This window comes from Hymenobacter aquaticus, assembly GCF_004765605.1.
GTDB classification, from domain to species: domain Bacteria; phylum Bacteroidota; class Bacteroidia; order Cytophagales; family Hymenobacteraceae; genus Hymenobacter; species Hymenobacter aquaticus.
Genome location: NZ_SRLC01000002.1, coordinates 870,384 through 889,196, shown reverse-complemented (window position 1 = coordinate 889,196; position 18,813 = coordinate 870,384). Strand labels below are relative to the sequence as shown.

The following is an 18,813-nucleotide window of genomic DNA, read 5'->3' as shown; positions in this document are numbered from 1 at the left end:
GTATCAAGCTCTGAGTGGGTCTTATATATGTTGGTGCGTCGCTACAGCAACGAATCGAAGGCTGAGTCAATGACTTCCGAAGCAAAGCCATTCAGGTACACCTCCGTAACGGCCTCTGACTTATGCCCCATTGCTTGGGATATAACTGCTGTAGCTGCCCCGCTCATGCGGAGGGTGGTGGCAAATGTGTGCCGAGCGACATAAGTCGTCAGCGGCGTTGTAATACCAGCTAGTTGACCTAACTCTTTCAAGTCGTCGTTCACTTGTCCCAGCACCTTGTGGAGCCGGTTTTTTACCTGTGCCGGTGTCACATGCTTCGCTAAGTCTAGTATTGGAAATACGTAGCTCTCGGCAGAAGCATAGGTCAAAGCGCGGTAAGCAGCCACGATTTCGGCGGCTGGGGCCAAAAGGCGAAGTGAGAATTTGCCACCCGTTTTCTGACGCACATAATGCAGGCGGTCTGGTTTGCCAGTTTCTGCCGCGGACCCACTCAGGTTTCGCCAACGCAGCTGGGCCAAGTCCACGAAATTGATGCCACCACCATAAAATGAGAACAGGAATACGTCCTTAGCCAATCGTTGCCGTTGAGTTGTTGGCTCTAATGCTTCGAAGGTGCGCAACTCGTCGCGGCTGATAGCACGCTTACCTGTGCTCACGTCAAACTTGCCTACTTGTAGTTTGTGCTTTTCAGCTACAGTACGGGCGAAGGGGTAAGCTGTGGCCTTAAGCAAACCTGCCGCGATGGCTTGATTCAACACGGCTCGCAACGTTCGGAATCGCAGAGATAAGGTTATCTCCTTGATGCCAGTTGCGCGAAGCGTCTGCTCCCATTCGTGGCAAAACGCAACTGTCACCCGGTCAAGTGGTACATCATGTCGGCTCAGCCAATCGGCCCAAGCGTCAGTCTTTCCACGGCCAGCGGGCGGCGCGGGTGCGTTAGCCTCAGCCGCTACGAACTTAGCTAGCTGGTTACGTAAGTCGCGGTACACTGTGGCATTGCCAGCTTGCCCGGATTTCAGGTATCCATTACTTAGTTCATCGCAGTACGCCAGTAATTTCACTCGGCGCGCTGCCTTACGGCCCTCAATGGCTTTAGCAGCCACTGCCGGCGCGTCATGTTGCTCGTCGGCCTCAGCCAGCGTGTCGGCGGCTCCGCTATACTTGGCTTCCCATTCGGCCAGCTTCTTTAGTAGCCGGTCGCGGCCCGGTTCAGGGTAGCTTTTGCGCACCTCCTTTTTTAGCGGATTCCAATACTTAGGGTGCAGATTTTGGCCAGTGGCAATGTATTTCAGTTTGCGGTCTTTGGTGATGCGCACCATAAACGGGTGCGTCCCATCGGCTAGCGTTTTGTAGGTGTAGTAAACGACCTTGACCGTAGCCTTGCCTTCCTTGTGTTCCGTCGTTGCCATTACTGTTTGTGCCAGCTCTGGTTTAAACGCTGGTTTAAACAAATGTAATAGAAAGGGGGGTAACGACAATAAGCCCCGATAGGCTAGGGGCACTTAAAAAGGCGTTTTTTGTATTACTAGGGGCTATTGACAATTATTGATAACCCCCAAAGTGCATCTTCCCAAGCTGAGGGTCGCGAGTTCGAACCTCGTTTCTCGCTCATTTAGTAACAGCCACCCGGATGCAAATCCAGGTGGCTGTTGTGTTTTACCCCAATCCTACGTGCTCAAGCTTCAGGAGACGGGCGCAGATCCAGCAGCCGGTTGGTGACGACGGCCAGCAGCGCCCCGGCGGCCGGGGCTACCACGTACAGCCAGGCGGCAGTCAGGTGGCCGCTCAGCAAGGCGGGCGCCAGGGAGCGGGCCGGGTTCATGGATGCGCCGCTAAGCGGGCCGCCGACCAAGGCTTCCAGCCACACCGTGGCGCTGATGGTGAGGCCTACGAGCAGCCCCTGCTCGTAAAAGCTCGACGTAACGCGCAGAATAACCAGCATCAGCCAGAACGTGAGAAACAGCTCGATGCCAAACGCCTGGGCCACATCGTGCGCAGGCAGGGTAGCCCCGAGCGTCGAGCCGGGCGTGGCAATGAGCCTGACCAGCGCGCTGCCCGCAAAAGCCCCGGCCAGCTGAGCGGCAACGTACGGCAGCACGCGCCGCCCCGGAAACCGCCCGGCCGCCCAGAAGCCCAGCGTGACGGCCGGGTTGACGTGGGCCCCGCTCACGTGGCCCAGGCTTTGAATCAGCACCAGCACGACCAGCCCGAAGGCCGCAGCAACGCCGCCGTGACCCAGCGCGTGGGTTTGCTCCTCCACCACGGCCGCGCCGGTACCGAACAGCATCAGAACGGCCGTGCCCAGGACCTCGGCCAGCAGGCAATGACGGAGCAGAGTTTTCATGCGGGGGAAGCAGTAGTTTGCAGCAGGAACGAATGGCCCGGGAAGTCGTCACCTTCTGTTCACCAAGAAGGCCCAACCAGGAATACGGCGGGCCGGGCGCGCGAGGCCGGGCGTCAAAAGTAGCACCGCCGCCGGCAAAATCCCGGCGTGGGCAACCGGCATTTGGCCCCACAACCCGGCCCGGCCCAAATGTGGCGGCGCTACCACCGCTGCGCCCCCGATTTACCGTATGTCTGCCCTGATGAAGAACCTGATGCTCGACGACCAGGGCCGGGCTTTTCTGAACAATCCGGGCAAAAACAAGGTTGGCAAAACCGAGGCGCCGCTGTCGAAGCACTTCGACTGGTACAAGGCCGACCGGGGGAAAAACGGCCAGTCGGTGGTACAATGGATAAACACGTACTTTACCACCCGTCTGAACGACAACGCCCGGATAACGTACCCCGACTACAACTGGAACCTCAACAAGCAGTAAGCGCGCCGGCACCCCGCCGGCCCATGCTTCCTCCCTCACGCCCATGAGCTACTTAGATACCACCGCCGACGTATACCGCCAGGCCGCCCAGGAGCCCCAGGTGGGCCTGTGCTGCACCACCAACCCCGTGTGGCAGCTGCCCGGCCTGCGCATTCCGCAGCGCATGCTCTCGATGAACTACGGCTGCGGCAGCACCGTGAACCCGCGCGACCTGACGGGCAGCCCGACGGTGCTCTACGTGGGCGTGGGCGGCGGCATGGAGCTGCTGCAGTTCGCGTATTTCAGCCGCCGCCCCGGCGCGGTAATCGGCGTGGACGTGGTGCCGGAAATGCTGGACGCCTCCCGCGCCAACATGCTGGAAGCCGAAGCCCAAAACGAGTGGTTCAGCCCCGACTTCGTGGATTTGCGGGCCGGCGACGCCCTGCACCTGCCCGTGCCGGATGCAAGCGTGGACGTAGCGGCGCAAAACTGCCTGTTCAACATCTTCAAGCTCGACGACCTGAAGCGGGCCTTGCAGGAAACCTACCGCGTGCTGAAGCCCCACGGCCGCCTGGTGATGTCGGACCCGACCTGCGAGCAGCCCCTAAGCGAAGAGCTGCGGGCCGATGAGCGGCTGCGGGCCCTGTGCCTGACCGGCTCGCTGCCGCTACAGCAGTACCTGGATTTGATTACCAGCGTGGGCTTCGGCACGGTGGAAGTGCGGGCCCGCCGGGCCTACCGCGTGTTGTCGCCCCGGCACTACGCCACCGACGAGCTGATTTACATCGAAAGCGTGGAGGTGTGCGCCATCAAGGACCCGATGCCCGCCGACGGGCCCTGCATCTTTACCGGCCGCACCGCCATTTACTACGGCTCCGACGAGCTGTTTGACGACCAGAAAGGCCACGTGCTGCTCCAAAACCAGCCCCTGGCCGTGTGCGACAAAACCGCTGCGGCTCTGCTGGCCCTGGGGCGCGACGATATTTTCGTGTCGCCTTCCACCTACCATTACGACGGGGGCGGGTGCTGCTAACCAACCCGACCGCCCAAACCAGGGCTTGTCTTTTTCGATTATAACCTGCTCCCTTTCCGCCCCTGATGACCAGTGCCGCCTATGATGCCGTGGTAGTGGGCTCCGGCCCCAACGGCCTGGCGGCGGCCATCGTGCTGCGGCAGGCTGGGTTGTCGGTGCTGCTGCTGGAGGGCAACAAGCAGCTGGGCGGCGGCCTGCGCACGGCCGAGCTAACGTTGCCCGGCTTCCGCCACGACGTGTGCTCGGCCATTCACCCGCTGGCGGCGGCCTCGCCGTTTTTCCAGACCCTGCCGCTGGCCCAATATGGCCTGCACTACATTACCCCGCCCGTAGCCGCCGCTCATCCCTTCGACGACGGCACGGCTGCCACGGTGGTGCAGTCGTTGACCGATACGGCGCAGGCCCTCGGCCCCGACGCGGAAGCTTACCAGCGGCTCCTAGCGCCGTTGGTAGCCGACTGGCCCCGGATTGCCAACGACGTGCTGGCCCCGCTGCATTATCCGCGGCACCCGCTGGATATGGCCCGCTTCGGGCTGTCGGCGCTGCTGCCGGCCACGCGGCTCACCAGCCGTTTCCAGACCCGGGAAGCGCGCGGGCTGTTTGCCGGCATGGCCGCCCACGCCATTCAGCCCCTGACCAACCTGACCACTTCCGCCATTGGCCTGGTGCTGCTGATTGCGGCCCACCGCCAGGGGTGGCCCCTGCCCCAGGGCGGCTCCCAGGCCATTGCCGATGCCCTGGCGGCGCACTTCGTGGCGCTGGGTGGCCACGTCGAAACCGGCACGTTTGTAACCTCCCTCCGCCAGCTGCCCCCGGCCAAAGCCGTGCTGTTCGACGTGACGCCCGCCCAGCTGCTGCGCATTGCCGGCCATAGCCTCTCGACAGTGTACCGCTGGCAACTGCGGCGCTACCGCTACGGTATGGGCGTGTTTAAAGTCGACTGGGCGCTGGACGACGTCATTCCCTTCACGGCGGCCGGTTGCGCGCGGGCCGGCACGGTGCATCTGGGCAATACCCTGGAGGAAATTGAGGCCGGAGAACAAGCCGCCGCCCGCGGGGCGCATCCCGAACGGCCGTTCGTGCTGCTGGCCCAGCAAAGCCGGTTTGACCCCACCCGCGCCCCGGCCGGCAAGCACACGGCCTGGGCCTACTGCCACGTCCCGAACGGCTCGACCCGGGACATGACGGCGGCCATTGAGCAGCAGGTGGAGCGGTTTGCCCCCGGCTTCCGGGAGCGAATCATCGGGCGCCACACCTTCAACACGGCGCAGCTGGAAGCTTACAACCCCAACTACGTGGGCGGCGACATCAACGGCGGGCTGCTCGACGTGCGCCAGCTGTTTACCCGTCCGGCGCTGCGGGCCTCGCCCTACCGCACGTCCCAAACCGGGCTCTACCTGTGCTCCTCCTCGACCCCGCCCGGCGGCGGCGTGCATGGCATGTGTGGCTACCACGCCGCCAGCCGGGCCCTGCGCGACATTTTTCGCCTGGTCCCGCCCCCACTATTTCAGAGCCCGGACTGAAGGCGCGCCCTTATCTTCGAGCCATAAAAAAGCCTCCGCAGAGCACCTGCCGAGGCTTTTTTTACAGTAATGCGGCGGTACTTACCTGGCTTTGCGGAACAGATAGCGCGTCATGAAGATGCCCTGGCCGGTGGTGCCGGCGCTTTCCAGCGTCTGGGTAAGCGGGGTGGCCTGTACCAGCTCCCAGCCTTCGGCGTTCAGGTCGCCCAGAAAACGCAGGATGGCTTCTTCGTTGAAACGCACGTTTTTCATGTTGATACCGGTCAGGCTGAACAGGTTTTCCAGCTCCACCTCCTTCTGGCCCTTGAAATCGGGGGTGAACAGCACGCGGGACCGGCCCAGGCCGCCCGCCACCACCGACTCGATGGTGGTCATGTGCATGTAGGTGTATTTGCCGGCCTGCGCCGCTGCCCGGTGGGGCAGCAGCGGCAGCAGCAGCAAGGTCAGCAGAAACGCAAAGCGGGTAATGGGTGACTTCATACGGCGTTGGAAAAAAGTGGGAATGGATGACTCAAAATAAGCATTTCGCGTAAATCAGTCACCCGGCCAGCTCCGCCCTGGCAACCCAGCCGGCGGCCGGCAGTATAGCTTTCTGCCCGACTTTCGCCGCTCACAAAAGCCAAACTCCGCACCCCGACAACCCACCGCATGGACGATTTCTGGAACACCTTGCTGGGCCTCGATGCCACCTCCGACTCCATCACGGCCGGGCAGATGTGCGCCCGGGCCGTGGTAGTGTTCCTGGCGTCGCTGGGGTTGCTGCGGCTGGCGGGCAAGCGCACACTTGGTAGCAGCAGCGCCTTCAACATGGTGCTAAAGATTATGCTGGGCGCGGTGCTGAGCCGCGCCATTGTGGCCGCTTCGCCATTTGGGGCTACGCTGCTGGCCAGCGCGGTGCTGGTGCTGCTGCACCGCCTGCTGGCTTACGCGGCCTACCACAGCGAGCTAATTGGGCGGCTGATAAAAGGCTCGCCCGTGCTGCTGGTGCAGGATGGGCAGTATTGCCACGACAACATGCGCCGCGCCAGCATCACCGAAAACGACCTGCTGGAAGGCCTGCGCCACAGCGGGCACAGCGCCTCGCTCGCCGGCATCGACCGGGTGTATCTGGAGCGCAACGGCCACATCAGCGTTATAAAAAGCAAGCCGAAACCCACCGCGACCAAACGTCCGGAGCCGTCAATAGAAAACCGGCCCCGATAGTCCGTTACAGACTACCGGGGCCGGTTTGTTACTTATACGTCGGCCGGGTGCTTAGTCGCGCTTGGTTTTGAGCATCTGGCGCAGCTGAGCCAGCTCGTCGCGGAACTTGGCGGCCTGCAAAAAGTCGAGGTCTTTGGCGGCGGCCTCCATCTGCTTTTCGGTTTGCTTGATGAGCTTTTCCAGGTCGGGCTTGGCCATCAGGGCAATGACGGGCTCGGCGGCCAGCGTCATCGTATCGGTTTCCGGGCCCACGTAAGCCGCCGGCTCGATGCGGCGCTTGTCCGACAGCGAGGTTTGCTCCAGAATCTCGTCGTGCGACTTTTTCACCGTGCGCGGCGTGATGCCGTGCTCTTCGTTGTAGGCCATCTGCACGGCCCGGCGGCGGTTCGTCTCGTCGATGGCGCGCTGCATGGAGCCCGTCATCCGGTCGGCGTACATAATGACCTTGCCCTTGTCGTTTCGGGCGGCCCGGCCCATGGTCTGAATCAGGCTGCGCTGGTCGCGCAGGAAGCCTTCTTTGTCGGCATCCAGAATACACACCAGGCTCACTTCGGGCAGGTCAAGGCCTTCCCGGAGCAGGTTTACGCCGATGAGTACGTCAATCACGCCCAGGCGCAGCTGCCGCAGGATTTCCACCCGGTCCAGGCTTTTCACATCGGAGTGCACGTACTGCGACTTGATGCCGAGGCGCTCCATGTACTTCTGCAGCTCCTCGGCCATGCGCTTGGTGAGGGTCGTTACCAGCACCCGGTCGCCCATTTTCACCCGGTTGTCCACTTCGTCGAGCAGATCGTCAATCTGGTTGACGCTGGGCCGCACGTCGATTTCGGGGTCGAGCAGGCCGGTGGGGCGGATAATCTGCTCGATGATAACCCCGTTGGCCTGGGCCAGCTCGTAGTCGGACGGCGTGGCCGACACGTAGATGGCCTGCCGGTACATGCTTTCAAACTCGTTGAAGGTCAGCGGGCGGTTGTCCATAGCCGAGGGCAGGCGGAAGCCGTATTCCACGAGGGCCGTTTTGCGGCTCCGGTCGCCGCCCCACATAGCCCGCACCTGCGGAATGGTGGCGTGGCTTTCGTCGATGACGAGCAGGTAGTCGTCGGGGAAGTAGTCGAGCAGGCAGAAGGGCCGGGAGCCGGGCTGGCGGCCGTCGAAGTAGCGCGAGTAGTTCTCGATGCCCGAGCAGTAGCCCAGCTCCCGAATCATTTCCAGGTCGAACTCGGTGCGCTCCATGATGCGCTTGGCTTCCGAGTCGCGCCCCTCCTTCTCGAAGTAAGCGTGCTGCTGGGTCATGTCGAACTGGATTTCCTTGATGGCCTGGTTCAGCGTGTCCTTGCCGGTCACGAACAGGTTGGCCGGATACAGCGTCATGCTGTCCTCGTCGCTGAGCTTCTTGCCGCTCACGGGGTCAATCTTCTGGATGGCCTCGATTTCGTCGCCGAAAAAGAAGATGCGGTAGGCGAAGTCGGCGTAGGCCGGGAAGATGTCCACGGTGTCGCCCTTCACCCGGAACGAGCCGCGGGTAAACTCCACCTCGGTGCGCGAGTACAGAATCTGCACGAACTGGTAGAGCAGGTTGTTGCGCGAGTATTTCAGCCCGGGGGCCAGGTAAATGACGTTTTTGCTGAACTCCTCGGGGTTGCCGATGCCGTAGATGCACGACACGGAAGCCACCACAATCACGTCGCGCCGCCCGCTGAGCAGCGTGGAGGTGCAGTGCAGCCGCAGCTTCTCGATTTCCTCGTTGATGGCCAAGTCCTTCTCGATGAAGACGTCGGTGCTGGCAATGTATGCCTCAGGCTGGTAGTAGTCGTAGTAGCTGATGTAGTACTCGACGGCGTTATTGGGGAAAAACGACTTGAACTCGCCGTAGAGCTGGGCCGCTAGGGTTTTGTTGTGGCAGAGCACCAGCGTGGGCTTGCCCGTCTGGGCCACCACGTTGGCGACGGTGAAGGTTTTGCCGGTGCCGGTGGCCCCCAGCAGCACCTGGGCCGGCTCCCCGCTTTCCACCCCCGACACGAGCTGGGCAATGGCTTTGGGCTGGTCGCCGGTGGGTTTAAATTCGGAGGTTAGTTGATAGTCCATTCAGGCGAAAATGTGGCAGCTAAGACAGCCTAGGATAACTCCATTGCCGCAAGGTAGGTTTCTTCGGAAACGAAAAAACCTGTTCGGGTAAATCGAACAGGTTTTTCTGCTTTGATAACGGATACACTAGCGCGGGTCGCGCCACACCAGGCAGCCGTTGGTGGCCTGCGTGGCGAAAGTCGGGCACTTGCCGTCGCCCTTGCCCGTGATGCCGCCGCTGGGCGCGCCCACGTATTGCAGCTGCGCATTCGTCACTTCGTATACCTTTTGGTAGTCGTCGGGCCGGAAGGACTTCACCAGAAACACCGGCCGGCCTTCCCAGGTGTAGCGCCACACCTCCCCGGCGGGGTTGGCTTTCGGCGTTTGCAGCAGCGCATCAATCAAGGGCTGGGCCCGGGTATCCGAGCAGGCCGCCGACTGCGGGTTGGCTTGGGCGGCCGGCTCGGTTTGAGGCTGCGGTGCCACGGCGTCGCTGTGGCACTGCACCATTCCCAGACACCCCCAGGCTCCTAGTAACACGAGTAATGTTTTCATGGCATACAGAACAGTAAGGTGAAAAAACGAAAACTTTGGTTCTCAGAATTAGCGCACTACTACGGCCTGCTTGCCCCCAAATTCCACGCTGGCTTCCATGCCGATGGCGTAGGGCCGCACCTGGTACGAGGCCTGCGTTGCGTTGGTGTTCAGCGTCGAGAGGCCGGCTTCGGCCACGGGACCCAGCGCCAGACTCCACTGGCCGGCCGTGGGCTGGTAGCGCACCCCGGCACCGCCGTTCACCGAGGTTTGCACCTTGCGGTAGGGCGAATCGGTTGAGGTCAGCGAGTAGGAAGTTACCGATTCGGGCACGCCCTGCAACTCCGAGCGGCTGTTGAACAGCACGTTCACGGCCGCACCTACTTTGGCGTAGAGCGACACGCCCTTGCGGGCCGAACCATACCGCACGCTCACCGGAATCCCGCCCGTGCGGTAGCGGTACTGGGCCGTGCGCAGCTGCGGAGCCGGTGGGGGCGTCAGGGAGTTGCCGTAGTCTTTGTTGGCGGAGGCTACTTCCACGGCCGGCATGCGCCCATCCAGAAAGTTGTAGGAAGTCTGGGAAGTGGCGCGCTGCTCGGCTACTTCCACGCCGGCGCTCAGCGTCCAGTGCTTGGTGGCCGCGTAGCTGCCAATCAGGGCGACGCGCTGGGCGAAGCCGGGCCGCAGGTTGCGCCGGTACTCAGTGGCCGCCTGCTCATAGGTATTGGCTGCCCGGTAGGTCGAGGGGCCAAAGCCACTGCTTCCACTCACGCTGGCCACCGCGCCCGAGCCAAAGCTCATGTTCGGGTTATAGGCCGAGGCAGCATACGCACCCATCAGCCGCCAGCGCTTGGGGCGGGCCGGGGCCATTTCCTGCTGCTGCTCCGGCCGCGCCTGGTGCTGGGCCACGGCCGAAGCCGGAGCGGAGGGCAACGCCAGCTTGGAGGTATCGGGCTGGGGCAGGCGCAGGATGGTAGCTACTGCCGCCGAGGCCGGTGCCGAATAGCTGTTCAGGCCCGCAAACAACGCGGAGGCCGAAGCCGTGGTGCCCGAGGTAGCGGCCCGGCTGGCCACCACCCGGTCGAAAAACGAACCGGCGGGCAGCTCCAGCACCGTTCCGAAGCTGGCGGGCAGGCTGTAGCTTTCCATCGCCGGCGCCGGGCGGTTGGTGCCAAAGCGGACTTCCGCAGCCGGGTATTGCTCCTGCTGGGCTACAGCTACAGTGGCCACCGAAGGGCGGTGGGCGGCGGGGCCGGCAATGGCCGCTTGCAACACTGCTGCCACGTCGGCCAGGCTGCTGATGCCGGCATCAGCCCCCAGCACCGGCGCGGAAGAAATAGCCAGACCTTCCTGGCCTTCGGCAGCAACGGCGGCAGCTGATACTCCAGCAGTGGTGTGGGCCGAGCGGCCGGCGGAGTTAGCCGCGTTTTCAGCGCCGGCTACCGCTGCCAGCTGGGCATCAGAGGAACCGGGGCGGCGCAGGCTAAACCAGCTGCCCGCTGCCAGGAAAAACAGAATGCAGGCGGCCGCGGCCCAGCGGTGCCACGCCAGGCGCCGGCGGTACGTTTCATTCTGCTGCACCAGCAGCTCGTGGTCGATCTGGTCCCACAAGTGCATGCGGGGAGCTACCTCAGCGTCGCCCAGCTTCTGCCGAAACAGCTGCTCCAGGTCGCCGGTAGGCTCCGGCGTCGGCGTATGGTTATTGGCGGTAGGTACCATTGGAGCGATGCGCCTCGAGGCGCTCTAGTTTGGTCTTCAAAATGGCCCGGGCGCGGGCGTACTGTGATTTGCTGGTACCCTCGGAGATGCCCATCAGCTCCCCGATTTCCTTGTGGCCGTAGCCCTCAATGGCAAACAGGTTGAACACCATCCGGTAGCGGGGCGCCAGTTCCTGCACCAGGGCCAGCATTTCTTCGAAGGCGTAGTTGGAAAGGGTAAACTCCTCGCCGGCCAGCTCTTCGGGGTATTCGCCTTCGCTCACGGCTACCAGCGGGGCATTGCGGCGGTGCTGGCGCAGGGCGGCATTCACCATGATGCGGCGAATCCAGAACTCGAGCGGACACTCCCGGCGGAAGTTGCGCAGGTTGCTGAACACCGTAATAAAGCCTTCCTGCAGCACGTCTTCGGCCTCAAACGTGGTTTGGGCGTAGCGCAGGCACACGGCCATCATTTTGCCGGCAAACCGGTCGTAGAGTTGCTTTTGCATGGCCCGGCTGCCCGCCAGACAGCCATCGATTATCTCGGCCTCGGTCATGGTGGCAGCGGGAGGAGTAAGTTGACGCACGGGCGCCGGCTTGGCAGCCGTGAGCCCATCCGGGAGCAGGCTGCGCAGCCCGCCCACCGTACCCAATGCGGACGACAGGGCCCCCATCAGCGCAGGTGGCCCGGCCGGACCGCTTGAAGTGCCAACCCTTGCTGCGCGTGCGGCGGCCGGGAAGCGTGAGTAACCAATAGTGCCATAGCGTGCTCGTAAAATCGAAAAATGACTGCGGGTAAACGGCGGTTATAACAGGAAGAGGCCACTTCTGGGGTAGCAGTTGCATTGTTTGCGTAAAATTCTTGCGCCGGTCAATAGCCAACTGGTAGTCAGCGGCTTATTCCCGCCCCAAATATACGCTCCCGGACCGCAGCGTACTCCGGAATGACTTGCCGCAGAAACAAACCCGGGCCGGGGCCGTAGCCGTTCTATTGCTCAGTGCTCACGTATTTCACTTCCCAACCTTCGCCCATGAAAACCCTCGTTCTGTTTTACTCCACGTATGGTCATATCTACAAAATGGCGGAAGCCATAGCGGAAGGAGCGCGCGAAGTAGCGGGCAACGAGGTGGTGATTAAACGCGTGCCCGAAACCCTGCCCCCGGCCCTGCTCGACCAGATTGGCGCCACCCAGGCCCAGAAGGCCTTCGAGCATATTCCGGTGGCCACGCCCACCGAGCTGACCGAGTACGACAACATCATCTTCGGGACGCCCACCCGCTACGGCAACCTCTGCGGGCAGATGCAGGCCTACCTCGACGGCACCGGGGCCCTGTGGGCCAGCGGGGCGCTGGTGGGCAAGGTCGGGTCCGTGTTCGTGAGTACGGCCACCCAGCACGGCGGCCAGGAAACTACCATTCGCTCGTTTCATACCGAGCTGCTGCACCTCGGCTTTGTCATTGTGGGGCTGCCCTACGCCTGGCAGGGCCAGATGGGCCACGAGGAAGTAAGCGGCGGCACGCCCTACGGCGCCAGCACAGTGGCCGGCGGCCAGGGCGAGCGGCAGCCCAGCGCCAACGAGCTGGAAGGAGCCCGCTACCAGGGCCGGCACACGTCCGAAATTGCCAGCAAGCTAGCTCGTTAGCCAGACTATGCTATATTAGCCGGATAATTTCCTGACGCACCGACCTGCAACCTGAGGCAGTCACTTCTTTCGAGGTGGCTGCTTTTTTTTGGGCGGCCTAGTGCTGTATTTCTCCCAGATAAAAAGGAATTGGTAGCGGAATCAGGAATTTTGTCCGCTATTTACCCCGATTGGTAGAATAAGCGCGGCTTCGCTGGGCGGGCGTGGGTAGGTTTGTGGACTCACTATTTACGCTGCCACTTGTAATAACCAAGCCGCCCCGACGATATATAGGGCAACTTATTTGTCTCCGGACAAGCTTCTCTGTGCAACCTCCCGGCTTCATTCGTGACCCTGGAACAAGCCTCTCGGGAAGCTATGCGGAGTTCTTCAGCCGGCTTTTTTTCTTACCTCTGTTATGAAGCATTATCTACCCTTGCTGGTCGCTGGGGGCCTACTGACCACCCCGAGCTGGGCCCAAGCGCCTGCCGCTCCCACCACAAACCCAGGCGCCGCGCCCAAGCCCCTGGCCGTGCCGGCCGCCCCCAAAGGCACGGGCCGCCTGACCGGCACGGTGCTGGACGCCACCACGAGTAAGCCCGTGGAGTTTGCCACCGTGGCGCTGCTGCCCACCACCGGCAACACGCCCATCGACGGGGCCGTGTGCGACGACCGGGGCCGGTTTGTGCTCAAGAGCCTGGCCGCCGGGGCGTACCGCGTCCAGATCAGCTTTATCGGCTACGTGACGCGCACCCAGGACGTGACCATCACCGACGGCACGGCCGACCTGGGCACCGTGCAGCTGACGTCGGCGGCCCAGAAGCTGGGCGAAGTAACCGTAACCGGGGAGCGGGACGTGGTGGAAACCAAGCCCGACCGGATTGTGTACAACGCCGACCGGGACCTGACCAACGCCGGCGGCACGGCGGCCGACGTGCTGCGCAAGGTGCCGCTGGTCAACGTGGACCCCGACGGCAACGTGGAGCTGCGCGGTACCAGCAACGTGCGGGTGCTCATCAACAACAAGCCCTCGGGCATTGTGGCCTCGTCGGTGGCCGATGCCATGAAGCAGATTCCGGCCGACCAGATCAAGAGCGTGGAGGTAATTACGACGCCCTCGGCCAAGTATGACGCGGAAGGTACGGGCGGTATTATCAACATCATTCTCAAGAAGAACAACCTGGAGGGCGTGAACGGCAGCCTGGGCCTGGCCGGCGGCACGCGCAGCTCGAACGGCAACGCCTCGCTGAACTACCGCAAAGGCAAGGTGGGCCTGACCAGCTCGGTGAGCGGCTTCATGTTTTACAGCCCCAACCGCAACGACCTGACGCGCTTTCAGAAAGACCCCGTTACCGGCCGCGAAGCCAAAGCCCTGGAACAAGCCGGGGACGGCAACACGCTGGGCGGCGGCGGCTTCGGGCGCCTGGGCTTCGACTACGACCCGGCTCAGTACCACAACCTGACGCTGAGCGTGCAGGGCAACCTGTTTGCCAACCAGGGCAATTACACCCAGTTCAACAACGTTGTGCTGCCCGACCCCGAGCAGTTCACGCGCGACACCGACCGGCGCTTCCACACCCAGAGCTACGACGTGAGCGGGGCCTACACCCGCACCTTCGAGCAGAAGCGCCGCGAGTGGAGCGTGCTGGCCCAGCACACCCGCAACCGTAACGAGCAGGAATACACCCTCGACCAGTTTGCGGGCCGCTCGACCACGGCCGCCGACAAAAATTACCGCGAGGAAAGCACCAACCTCTCGAAAAACCTCGAAACCACGCTCCAAACCGACTACGCGCATCCTTTTTCGGAAACCGCCCTGCTCGAAACCGGGGCCAAAGCCATTCTGCGGCGCGTGAGCAGCGACTACGACATCTACTCGGGCCTGAACCCGCTGCGCTACGACCCGAACCGCTCCAACCTGTTTGACTACAGCCAGGACGTGCTGTCGGGCTACGGTACCTACGGCTTTTCCGCGTCCAAGAAGGTGAGCTTTAAGCTGGGGGCGCGGGTGGAAAATACCCGCATTAGCGGCAGCTTCCAGCAGCGGATTACGGAAAACTCCGGCGTGTCGCAGAACTATACCAACCTGCTGCCCAACCTGAGCATGAGCTACCAGCCCGGCGACCCGAAAAAGCCCGGCCAAACCCTGCGCCTGGCCTATTCGCGCCGGATTCAGCGGCCCCAGATTTTCTACCTGAACCCGTTCGTCAACGCCTCCGACCCGCGCAACATCAGCTTCGGTAACCCCGAGCTGGAGCCCGAGCTGACCGACAGCTACGAGGTGAACTACACCACGTTCATCAAGGGCTCGGTGCTGAACCTATCGACCTACGCGCGCCGCACCGGCAACGCCATTGAAACCTACCGGGAAGTAGATGCCGCCACCGGGGTCAACAAGCAGACCTTCCGCAACATCGGCCGCAACGCTACCTACGGCATTAGCCTGTTCGGCTCGGTGAAGCCGGTGCCCAAGTGGGACCTGAGCGGCAACATCAACGTGTACTACGTGTCGCTGAAAAGCCCTTCCCTGGGGTTGAGCAACGACGGGGTGATGTACAACCTGAACCTGAACTCAGCCTACAAATTTGAAAAGGGCCTGAGCCTGCAGTTTTTCGGTGGCCTGAACTCGCCCCGCATTCAGCTACAGGGCCAGCAGGCCGCCTGGACATTTTATTCCCTGGGCCTGCGCAAAAACCTGCTCAAGGACAAAGCCGACCTGACGCTGAACGCCGACAACTTCCTCAGTGCCACGCGCAACCTGAACTCGGTGCTCGACGCCCAGAACTTCCGCCAGGAAAGCAACAACTACATCTACCTGCGCGGGGTACGCCTGGCCTTCAGCTACCGGTTCGGCAAAGTGTCGGCCCAGCCCCCGAAGCGCCGCAAAGGCATCCAGAACGACGACGCCAAGCAAGGCGAAGGCGGGCAGCAAGGCCAGCAGTAAGGTTCTAATGTGCTAATGTGTTTTAATGTGCTGAAGTGCTAATTTTTAATGTGGGAAATGTGCAGAATGTGGAAAATGTGTCATTGCGAGGAAGAATGACGGAGCCATCCGTCCTCTGCTAGCGACAAACGTCCTTTTACCAAAAAGCCCTTAATCGTAGCACAACGATTAAGGGCTTTTCAGTTTAGAAGGCTCGGCACATTTCAGCGGACGGATTGCCTCGCGTTGCTCGCAATGTCACATTCCCCCTCATTTCTCACATTCCACCACATTTAGCACATTAATCCACATTAGCACCTGAGCACATTAAATCCGGTTCCAGATTTCCCAGGCGGCTTCGGCTTGGAGGCAGAGCATTTCGAAGCCGTTTTTGGTTTGGGCGCCCTGCTCGGCGCCTTTGGCCATGAACAGGGTTTCACTGGGGTTGTAAATCAGGTCGTAGAGGTAGTGCTGGGGCGTGAGGTGCTCGTAGGGAATGGCGGGGCACTGGTCCATGTTGGGAAACGTGCCCAGCGGCGTGGTATTGATAATCAGGGAGTGGCCGGCCATGACGGCGGGGGTGAGCTCCGCGTAAGTCAGGCCGTGGCCCATCGGGTTGCGCGAGACGAGCCAGTAGCGGATGCCCAGCTCCCGCAAGGCCGCCTCCACCGCCTTCGACGAGCCGCCCGTGCCCAGCACCAGCGCCCCGGCCTCGGCCCCGCGCAACGGGTAAAACCGCCGCAATGATTCCCGGAAGCCGATATAGTCGGTGTTGTGGCCCACGCGGCGGCCGTCGGCGGTGAACTCGATGACGTTGACGGCCCCGATGCGGGCGGCCGACGCGCCGACCTCGTCGAGGTAGGGCCACACCTGCTCCTTGTAGGGAATCGTGACGTTGAGCCCGCGCAGGTCGGGGTGCTGGGCCATCAGGCCCGACAGCTCCTTGATGTCGGCCAGTTCGAACAGGTCGTAGCGGTGGTCGGGCAGGCCCAGGGTCTCAAACTTCTGGCTGAAATAGGTTTGGGAGAAAGAGTGCTCGAGCTTTAAGCCGATAAGTCCAAACTGGCGCATAGAGGGGTAGAGAGAATAACTTCCCGAAAAAACCAAAAAAACCACCTCAAACCCTACGGCCCGAGGTGGTTTTTTAAAAATAAATCCAACTGATTAGCCTAGGCCGCGGCCGAGCTGCCGCTCAGTTTTTCCTTCAGGAACTGGATGGCGGGGGGCAGCACCGAGAACAGGATGATGCCGTAAATCACGTAGGTGAAGTTGTGCTGCACCCAAGGAATGTTGCCCAGGAAAAAGCCCGCCAACGACAGGGAAACCACCCACAGCACGGCCCCGGCAATGCTGTAGCCGATGAAGTAGCTGTACTTCATGGTGCCCACGCCGGCCACAAACGGGGCAAACGTGCGCACAATCGGAATGAAGCGGGCCATGATGATGGTTTTGCCGCCGTGCTTGGCGTAAAACGCCTGGGTTTGCTCCAGGTACTTGCGCTTCATAAACCGGAAATCTTCCCGGAACACGCGCGGCCCGAGGTAGTCGCCCACGAAGTAGTTGAGGTTGTCGCCGAGGAAGGCGGCGGCAATCAGCAGCGGAATCAGGTAGAGGATGTTCAGCAGGGTTTCGGGCGAGCCGTCGGCCACGGGCTGGGCCGCCAGCGTACCGGCCACGAACAAGAGCGAGTCGCCGGGCAGGAAGGGCAGCACCACCACGCCGGTTTCGGTGAACACAATCAGGAACAGAATCAGGTAGATCAGGCTGCCATACTCACCCACGAGCAACTTGAGGTGCACGTCGAGGTGCAGAATGATGTCGAGAAAATGCTTGATCAGCTCCATTGCGGCAAGTAAGTGAAAAGAATAACCGGGACGTAGCCGGCAAATATCCTACAAAGAAAACAGGCTGCCGGGAAAGTGGCAGCCTATCAGCATATTTTGCCTTGATTTATTCCCGGCGCGGCTGGTTACGCCCCGCCCGTCGGAGCGGCGGCGCTTACCCGCCACACCCGGTCGGCCGCGTCGTCGGCCACGAGCAGGGAGCCATCGGGCAGCACCGTCACGCCCACGGGCCGGCCGTACACTTCCTTGTCGGCTTCACTGGCCACGAAGCCCGTCACGAAGTCTTCCATCGGGCCGGTGGGCTTGCCGTTGCGGAACGGCACGAACACCACCTTGTAGCCCGAAAAGCTGGATTTGTTCCAGGAGCCGTGCTGGCCGATGAAAGCGCCGTTCTGGTACTTGGCCGGAAAGCTTTTCTGCCGGTAGAACGCCAGGCCCAGCGAAGCCGTGTGCGGCCCCAGCGCTACGTCGGGCACCAGGGTTTTCTGCACCAGGTCGGGCCGCTCGCCCTTGCGGCGCGGGTCTTCGTGGGTGCCGAAATAGGCGTAGGGCCAGCCGTAGAACGCGCCGGGCTGCACGCTGGTCAGGTAGTCGGGCACCAGCTCGTCGCCCAGCTCGTCGCGCTCATTCACGGCCGTCCAGAGCGTAGCCGTGCCGGGGGCCCAGTCCATGCCCACGGGGTTGCGCAGGCCGGCGGCGTAGATTCGCTCCCCCGAGCCGTCGGGGTTTATTTCCAGAATGTTGGCCCGCCGCTTTTCGTTATCCATGCCGTGCTCGGCCACGTTGGAGCCCGAGCCCACCGACACGTAGATCTTGGAGCCGTCGGCGTTGGCCAGCAGGTTGCGGGTCCAGTGGTTGTTGTAGCCACCGGCGGGCAGATCCAGAATTTTCTGCCCCGCTCCCGCAATCTTGGTTTGCCCGGCCTTGTAGGGGTAGCGCAGCACGCCGTTGGTGTTGGCCACGTAGAAATAGTCCCCCACGACCAGCATGCCCAGGGGCTGGTTGAGGCCCGTCAGGAAGGTTTCGCGCACCTCCGGCTTGCCGTCCTTATCGGCGTCGCGCAGCAGGGTAATACGGTTGGCACTGGTAGCGCGCAGCGACTTGGACGGGTCGAGGTCCAGGGCGGCCACCACTTTCTTTTTCGTGTCGGTGGGCACCGTGTTCGACTCGGCTACCAGCACGTCGCCGTTGGGCAGCACGTACATCCAGCGCGGACTCGTCAGGCCGCTGGCGTATTCGGTGATGGCAAAGCCGGCCGGCACGGTGGGCGTGCGGCCGGCGGGCCAGCCTATCACCTTGCTGCGCTTGGTACTGGATTTGGTGGCGTAGGGCTCGGGCAAATCGACGGGTGCCGTGGCGGTGGCAACGGTATCGGCGGGAGTATCGGCCTGGGCCCGGGCTTTTTCTTCCTGGCTGGGGCCGGCGCAGGAGGCCGCAACCAGGGTCAGCAGAGAAGCATAAACGGGTAGCTGTTTCATACAAGCAGGAGGAATGTCTCCTGCTGTTTACTGTCTTCGGGCCGGATGGTTGTTGCGTTTGGCCGCAAAAAGCCCCTCCCCCTTTTTCCTAGTA

At 62.2% G+C, this 18,813-nt stretch carries 16 protein-coding genes; 6 read left to right on the top strand and 10 right to left on the bottom strand.

The features are described from left to right. Positions 1-41 precede the first annotated feature (41 nt). Both E5K00_RS16410 and E5K00_RS16405 read right to left on the bottom strand, forming a co-directional pair. A complete protein-coding gene (locus tag E5K00_RS16410) occupies positions 42-1,451 on the bottom strand; it encodes a site-specific integrase (protein ID WP_245328318.1) in 1,410 nt (469 codons plus the stop codon). A gap of 224 nt (positions 1,452-1,675) precedes the next feature. Beyond that, a complete protein-coding gene (locus E5K00_RS16405) occupies positions 1,676-2,344 on the bottom strand; it encodes an MIP/aquaporin family protein (protein WP_135464394.1) in 669 nt (222 codons plus the stop codon). A 229-nt stretch (positions 2,345-2,573) separates the two neighbouring features. Here E5K00_RS16405 and E5K00_RS16400 point away from each other — a divergent pair, with 229 nt between their 5' ends. The 3 genes from E5K00_RS16400 to E5K00_RS16390 all read left to right on the top strand — a co-directional run bounded on the left by E5K00_RS16400 (position 2,574) and on the right by E5K00_RS16390 (position 5,354). Next, positions 2,574-2,819 carry a hypothetical protein gene (locus tag E5K00_RS16400; protein WP_135464393.1) on the top strand — a complete coding sequence of 82 codons (246 nt, stop codon included), beginning with the start codon at positions 2,574-2,576 and terminating at the stop codon, positions 2,817-2,819. Between the two features lie 43 nt (positions 2,820-2,862). Continuing rightward, positions 2,863-3,831: an arsenosugar biosynthesis arsenite methyltransferase ArsM gene (gene arsM / locus E5K00_RS16395; protein WP_135464392.1), complete on the top strand. Its 969-nt coding sequence runs from the start codon at positions 2,863-2,865 to the stop codon at positions 3,829-3,831. A 65-nt stretch (positions 3,832-3,896) separates the two neighbouring features. Then, a complete protein-coding gene (locus E5K00_RS16390; protein ID WP_135464391.1) occupies positions 3,897-5,354 on the top strand; it encodes a phytoene desaturase family protein in 1,458 nt (485 codons plus the stop codon). Positions 5,355-5,435: 81 nt separating this feature from the next. Here the strand turns inward: E5K00_RS16390 and E5K00_RS16385 are convergent, their stop codons facing one another. After that, positions 5,436-5,834 (bottom strand): hypothetical protein, encoded by a 399-nt coding sequence (locus tag E5K00_RS16385; RefSeq protein WP_135464390.1) that lies wholly within the window; start codon positions 5,832-5,834, stop codon positions 5,436-5,438. Positions 5,835-6,002: 168 nt separating this feature from the next. Between E5K00_RS16385 and E5K00_RS16380 the strand changes: the two genes are divergently transcribed. After that, entirely contained in the window at positions 6,003-6,557 is a 555-nt protein-coding gene (locus E5K00_RS16380; RefSeq protein ID WP_135464389.1) for a DUF421 domain-containing protein, read from the top strand. A 51-nt stretch (positions 6,558-6,608) separates the two neighbouring features. Here E5K00_RS16380 and uvrB read toward each other — a convergent pair whose 3' ends face one another. The 4 genes from uvrB to E5K00_RS16360 form a co-directional block, all read right to left on the bottom strand. Continuing rightward, the gene (gene uvrB, locus E5K00_RS16375) at positions 6,609-8,642 is read right to left on the bottom strand and encodes an excinuclease ABC subunit UvrB (RefSeq protein ID WP_135464388.1); all 2,034 of its coding nucleotides are present in this window, start codon (positions 8,640-8,642) and stop codon (positions 6,609-6,611) included. A 126-nt stretch (positions 8,643-8,768) separates the two neighbouring features. Continuing rightward, complete coding sequence (locus E5K00_RS16370; protein WP_135464387.1) at positions 8,769-9,176, bottom strand: DUF6970 domain-containing protein; 408 nt, start codon at positions 9,174-9,176, stop codon at positions 8,769-8,771. A gap of 48 nt (positions 9,177-9,224) precedes the next feature. After that, a complete protein-coding gene (locus tag E5K00_RS16365) occupies positions 9,225-10,874 on the bottom strand; it encodes an outer membrane beta-barrel protein (RefSeq protein ID WP_135464386.1) in 1,650 nt (549 codons plus the stop codon). Next, positions 10,855-11,439 (bottom strand): RNA polymerase sigma factor, encoded by a 585-nt coding sequence (locus tag E5K00_RS16360; protein WP_245328317.1) that lies wholly within the window; start codon positions 11,437-11,439, stop codon positions 10,855-10,857. The genes E5K00_RS16365 and E5K00_RS16360 overlap by 20 nt, the downstream gene beginning before the upstream one ends. Positions 11,440-11,883: 444 nt before the next feature. On the opposite strand from E5K00_RS16360, the gene wrbA reads away from it, so the two are divergent. Then, complete coding sequence (gene wrbA, locus E5K00_RS16355; RefSeq protein WP_135464384.1) at positions 11,884-12,495, top strand: NAD(P)H:quinone oxidoreductase; 612 nt, start codon at positions 11,884-11,886, stop codon at positions 12,493-12,495. A gap of 397 nt (positions 12,496-12,892) precedes the next feature. Beyond that, positions 12,893-15,418, top strand: coding sequence for an outer membrane beta-barrel family protein (locus E5K00_RS16350; protein ID WP_135464383.1), 2,526 nt, complete (start codon positions 12,893-12,895; stop codon positions 15,416-15,418). 306 nt (positions 15,419-15,724) lie between these two features. On the opposite strand, the gene E5K00_RS16345 is transcribed toward E5K00_RS16350, so the two are convergent. The 3 genes from E5K00_RS16345 to E5K00_RS16335 form a co-directional block, all read right to left on the bottom strand. Beyond that, on the bottom strand, positions 15,725-16,468 hold the full coding sequence (locus E5K00_RS16345; RefSeq protein WP_135464382.1) for a shikimate dehydrogenase family protein: 744 nt from the start codon (positions 16,466-16,468) through the stop codon (positions 15,725-15,727). Positions 16,469-16,566: 98 nt separating this feature from the next. Continuing rightward, positions 16,567-17,241 carry a DedA family protein gene (locus E5K00_RS16340; RefSeq protein ID WP_135464381.1) on the bottom strand — a complete coding sequence of 225 codons (675 nt, stop codon included), beginning with the start codon at positions 17,239-17,241 and terminating at the stop codon, positions 16,567-16,569. A 125-nt stretch (positions 17,242-17,366) separates the two neighbouring features. After that, positions 17,367-18,719 (bottom strand): PQQ-dependent sugar dehydrogenase, encoded by a 1,353-nt coding sequence (locus E5K00_RS16335; protein WP_135464380.1) that lies wholly within the window; start codon positions 18,717-18,719, stop codon positions 17,367-17,369. Positions 18,720-18,813 lie beyond the last annotated feature (94 nt).

Coding starts and splice junctions, on each gene's coding strand:
- E5K00_RS16405 (WP_135464394.1), bottom strand. CDS start 2,344: ATGAAAACTCTGCTCCGTCATTGCCTGCTGGCCGAGGTCCTGGGCACG.
- E5K00_RS16400 (WP_135464393.1), top strand. CDS start 2,574: ATGTCTGCCCTGATGAAGAACCTGATGCTCGACGACCAGGGCCGGGCT.
- arsM (WP_135464392.1), top strand. CDS start 2,863: ATGAGCTACTTAGATACCACCGCCGACGTATACCGCCAGGCCGCCCAG.
- E5K00_RS16390 (WP_135464391.1), top strand. CDS start 3,897: ATGACCAGTGCCGCCTATGATGCCGTGGTAGTGGGCTCCGGCCCCAAC.
- E5K00_RS16385 (WP_135464390.1), bottom strand. CDS start 5,834: ATGAAGTCACCCATTACCCGCTTTGCGTTTCTGCTGACCTTGCTGCTG.
- E5K00_RS16380 (WP_135464389.1), top strand. CDS start 6,003: ATGGACGATTTCTGGAACACCTTGCTGGGCCTCGATGCCACCTCCGAC.
- uvrB (WP_135464388.1), bottom strand. CDS start 8,642: ATGGACTATCAACTAACCTCCGAATTTAAACCCACCGGCGACCAGCCC.
- E5K00_RS16370 (WP_135464387.1), bottom strand. CDS start 9,176: ATGAAAACATTACTCGTGTTACTAGGAGCCTGGGGGTGTCTGGGAATG.
- E5K00_RS16365 (WP_135464386.1), bottom strand. CDS start 10,874: ATGGTACCTACCGCCAATAACCATACGCCGACGCCGGAGCCTACCGGC.
- wrbA (WP_135464384.1), top strand. CDS start 11,884: ATGAAAACCCTCGTTCTGTTTTACTCCACGTATGGTCATATCTACAAA.
- E5K00_RS16350 (WP_135464383.1), top strand. CDS start 12,893: ATGAAGCATTATCTACCCTTGCTGGTCGCTGGGGGCCTACTGACCACC.
- E5K00_RS16345 (WP_135464382.1), bottom strand. CDS start 16,468: ATGCGCCAGTTTGGACTTATCGGCTTAAAGCTCGAGCACTCTTTCTCC.
- E5K00_RS16340 (WP_135464381.1), bottom strand. CDS start 17,241: ATGGAGCTGATCAAGCATTTTCTCGACATCATTCTGCACCTCGACGTG.
- E5K00_RS16335 (WP_135464380.1), bottom strand. CDS start 18,719: ATGAAACAGCTACCCGTTTATGCTTCTCTGCTGACCCTGGTTGCGGCC.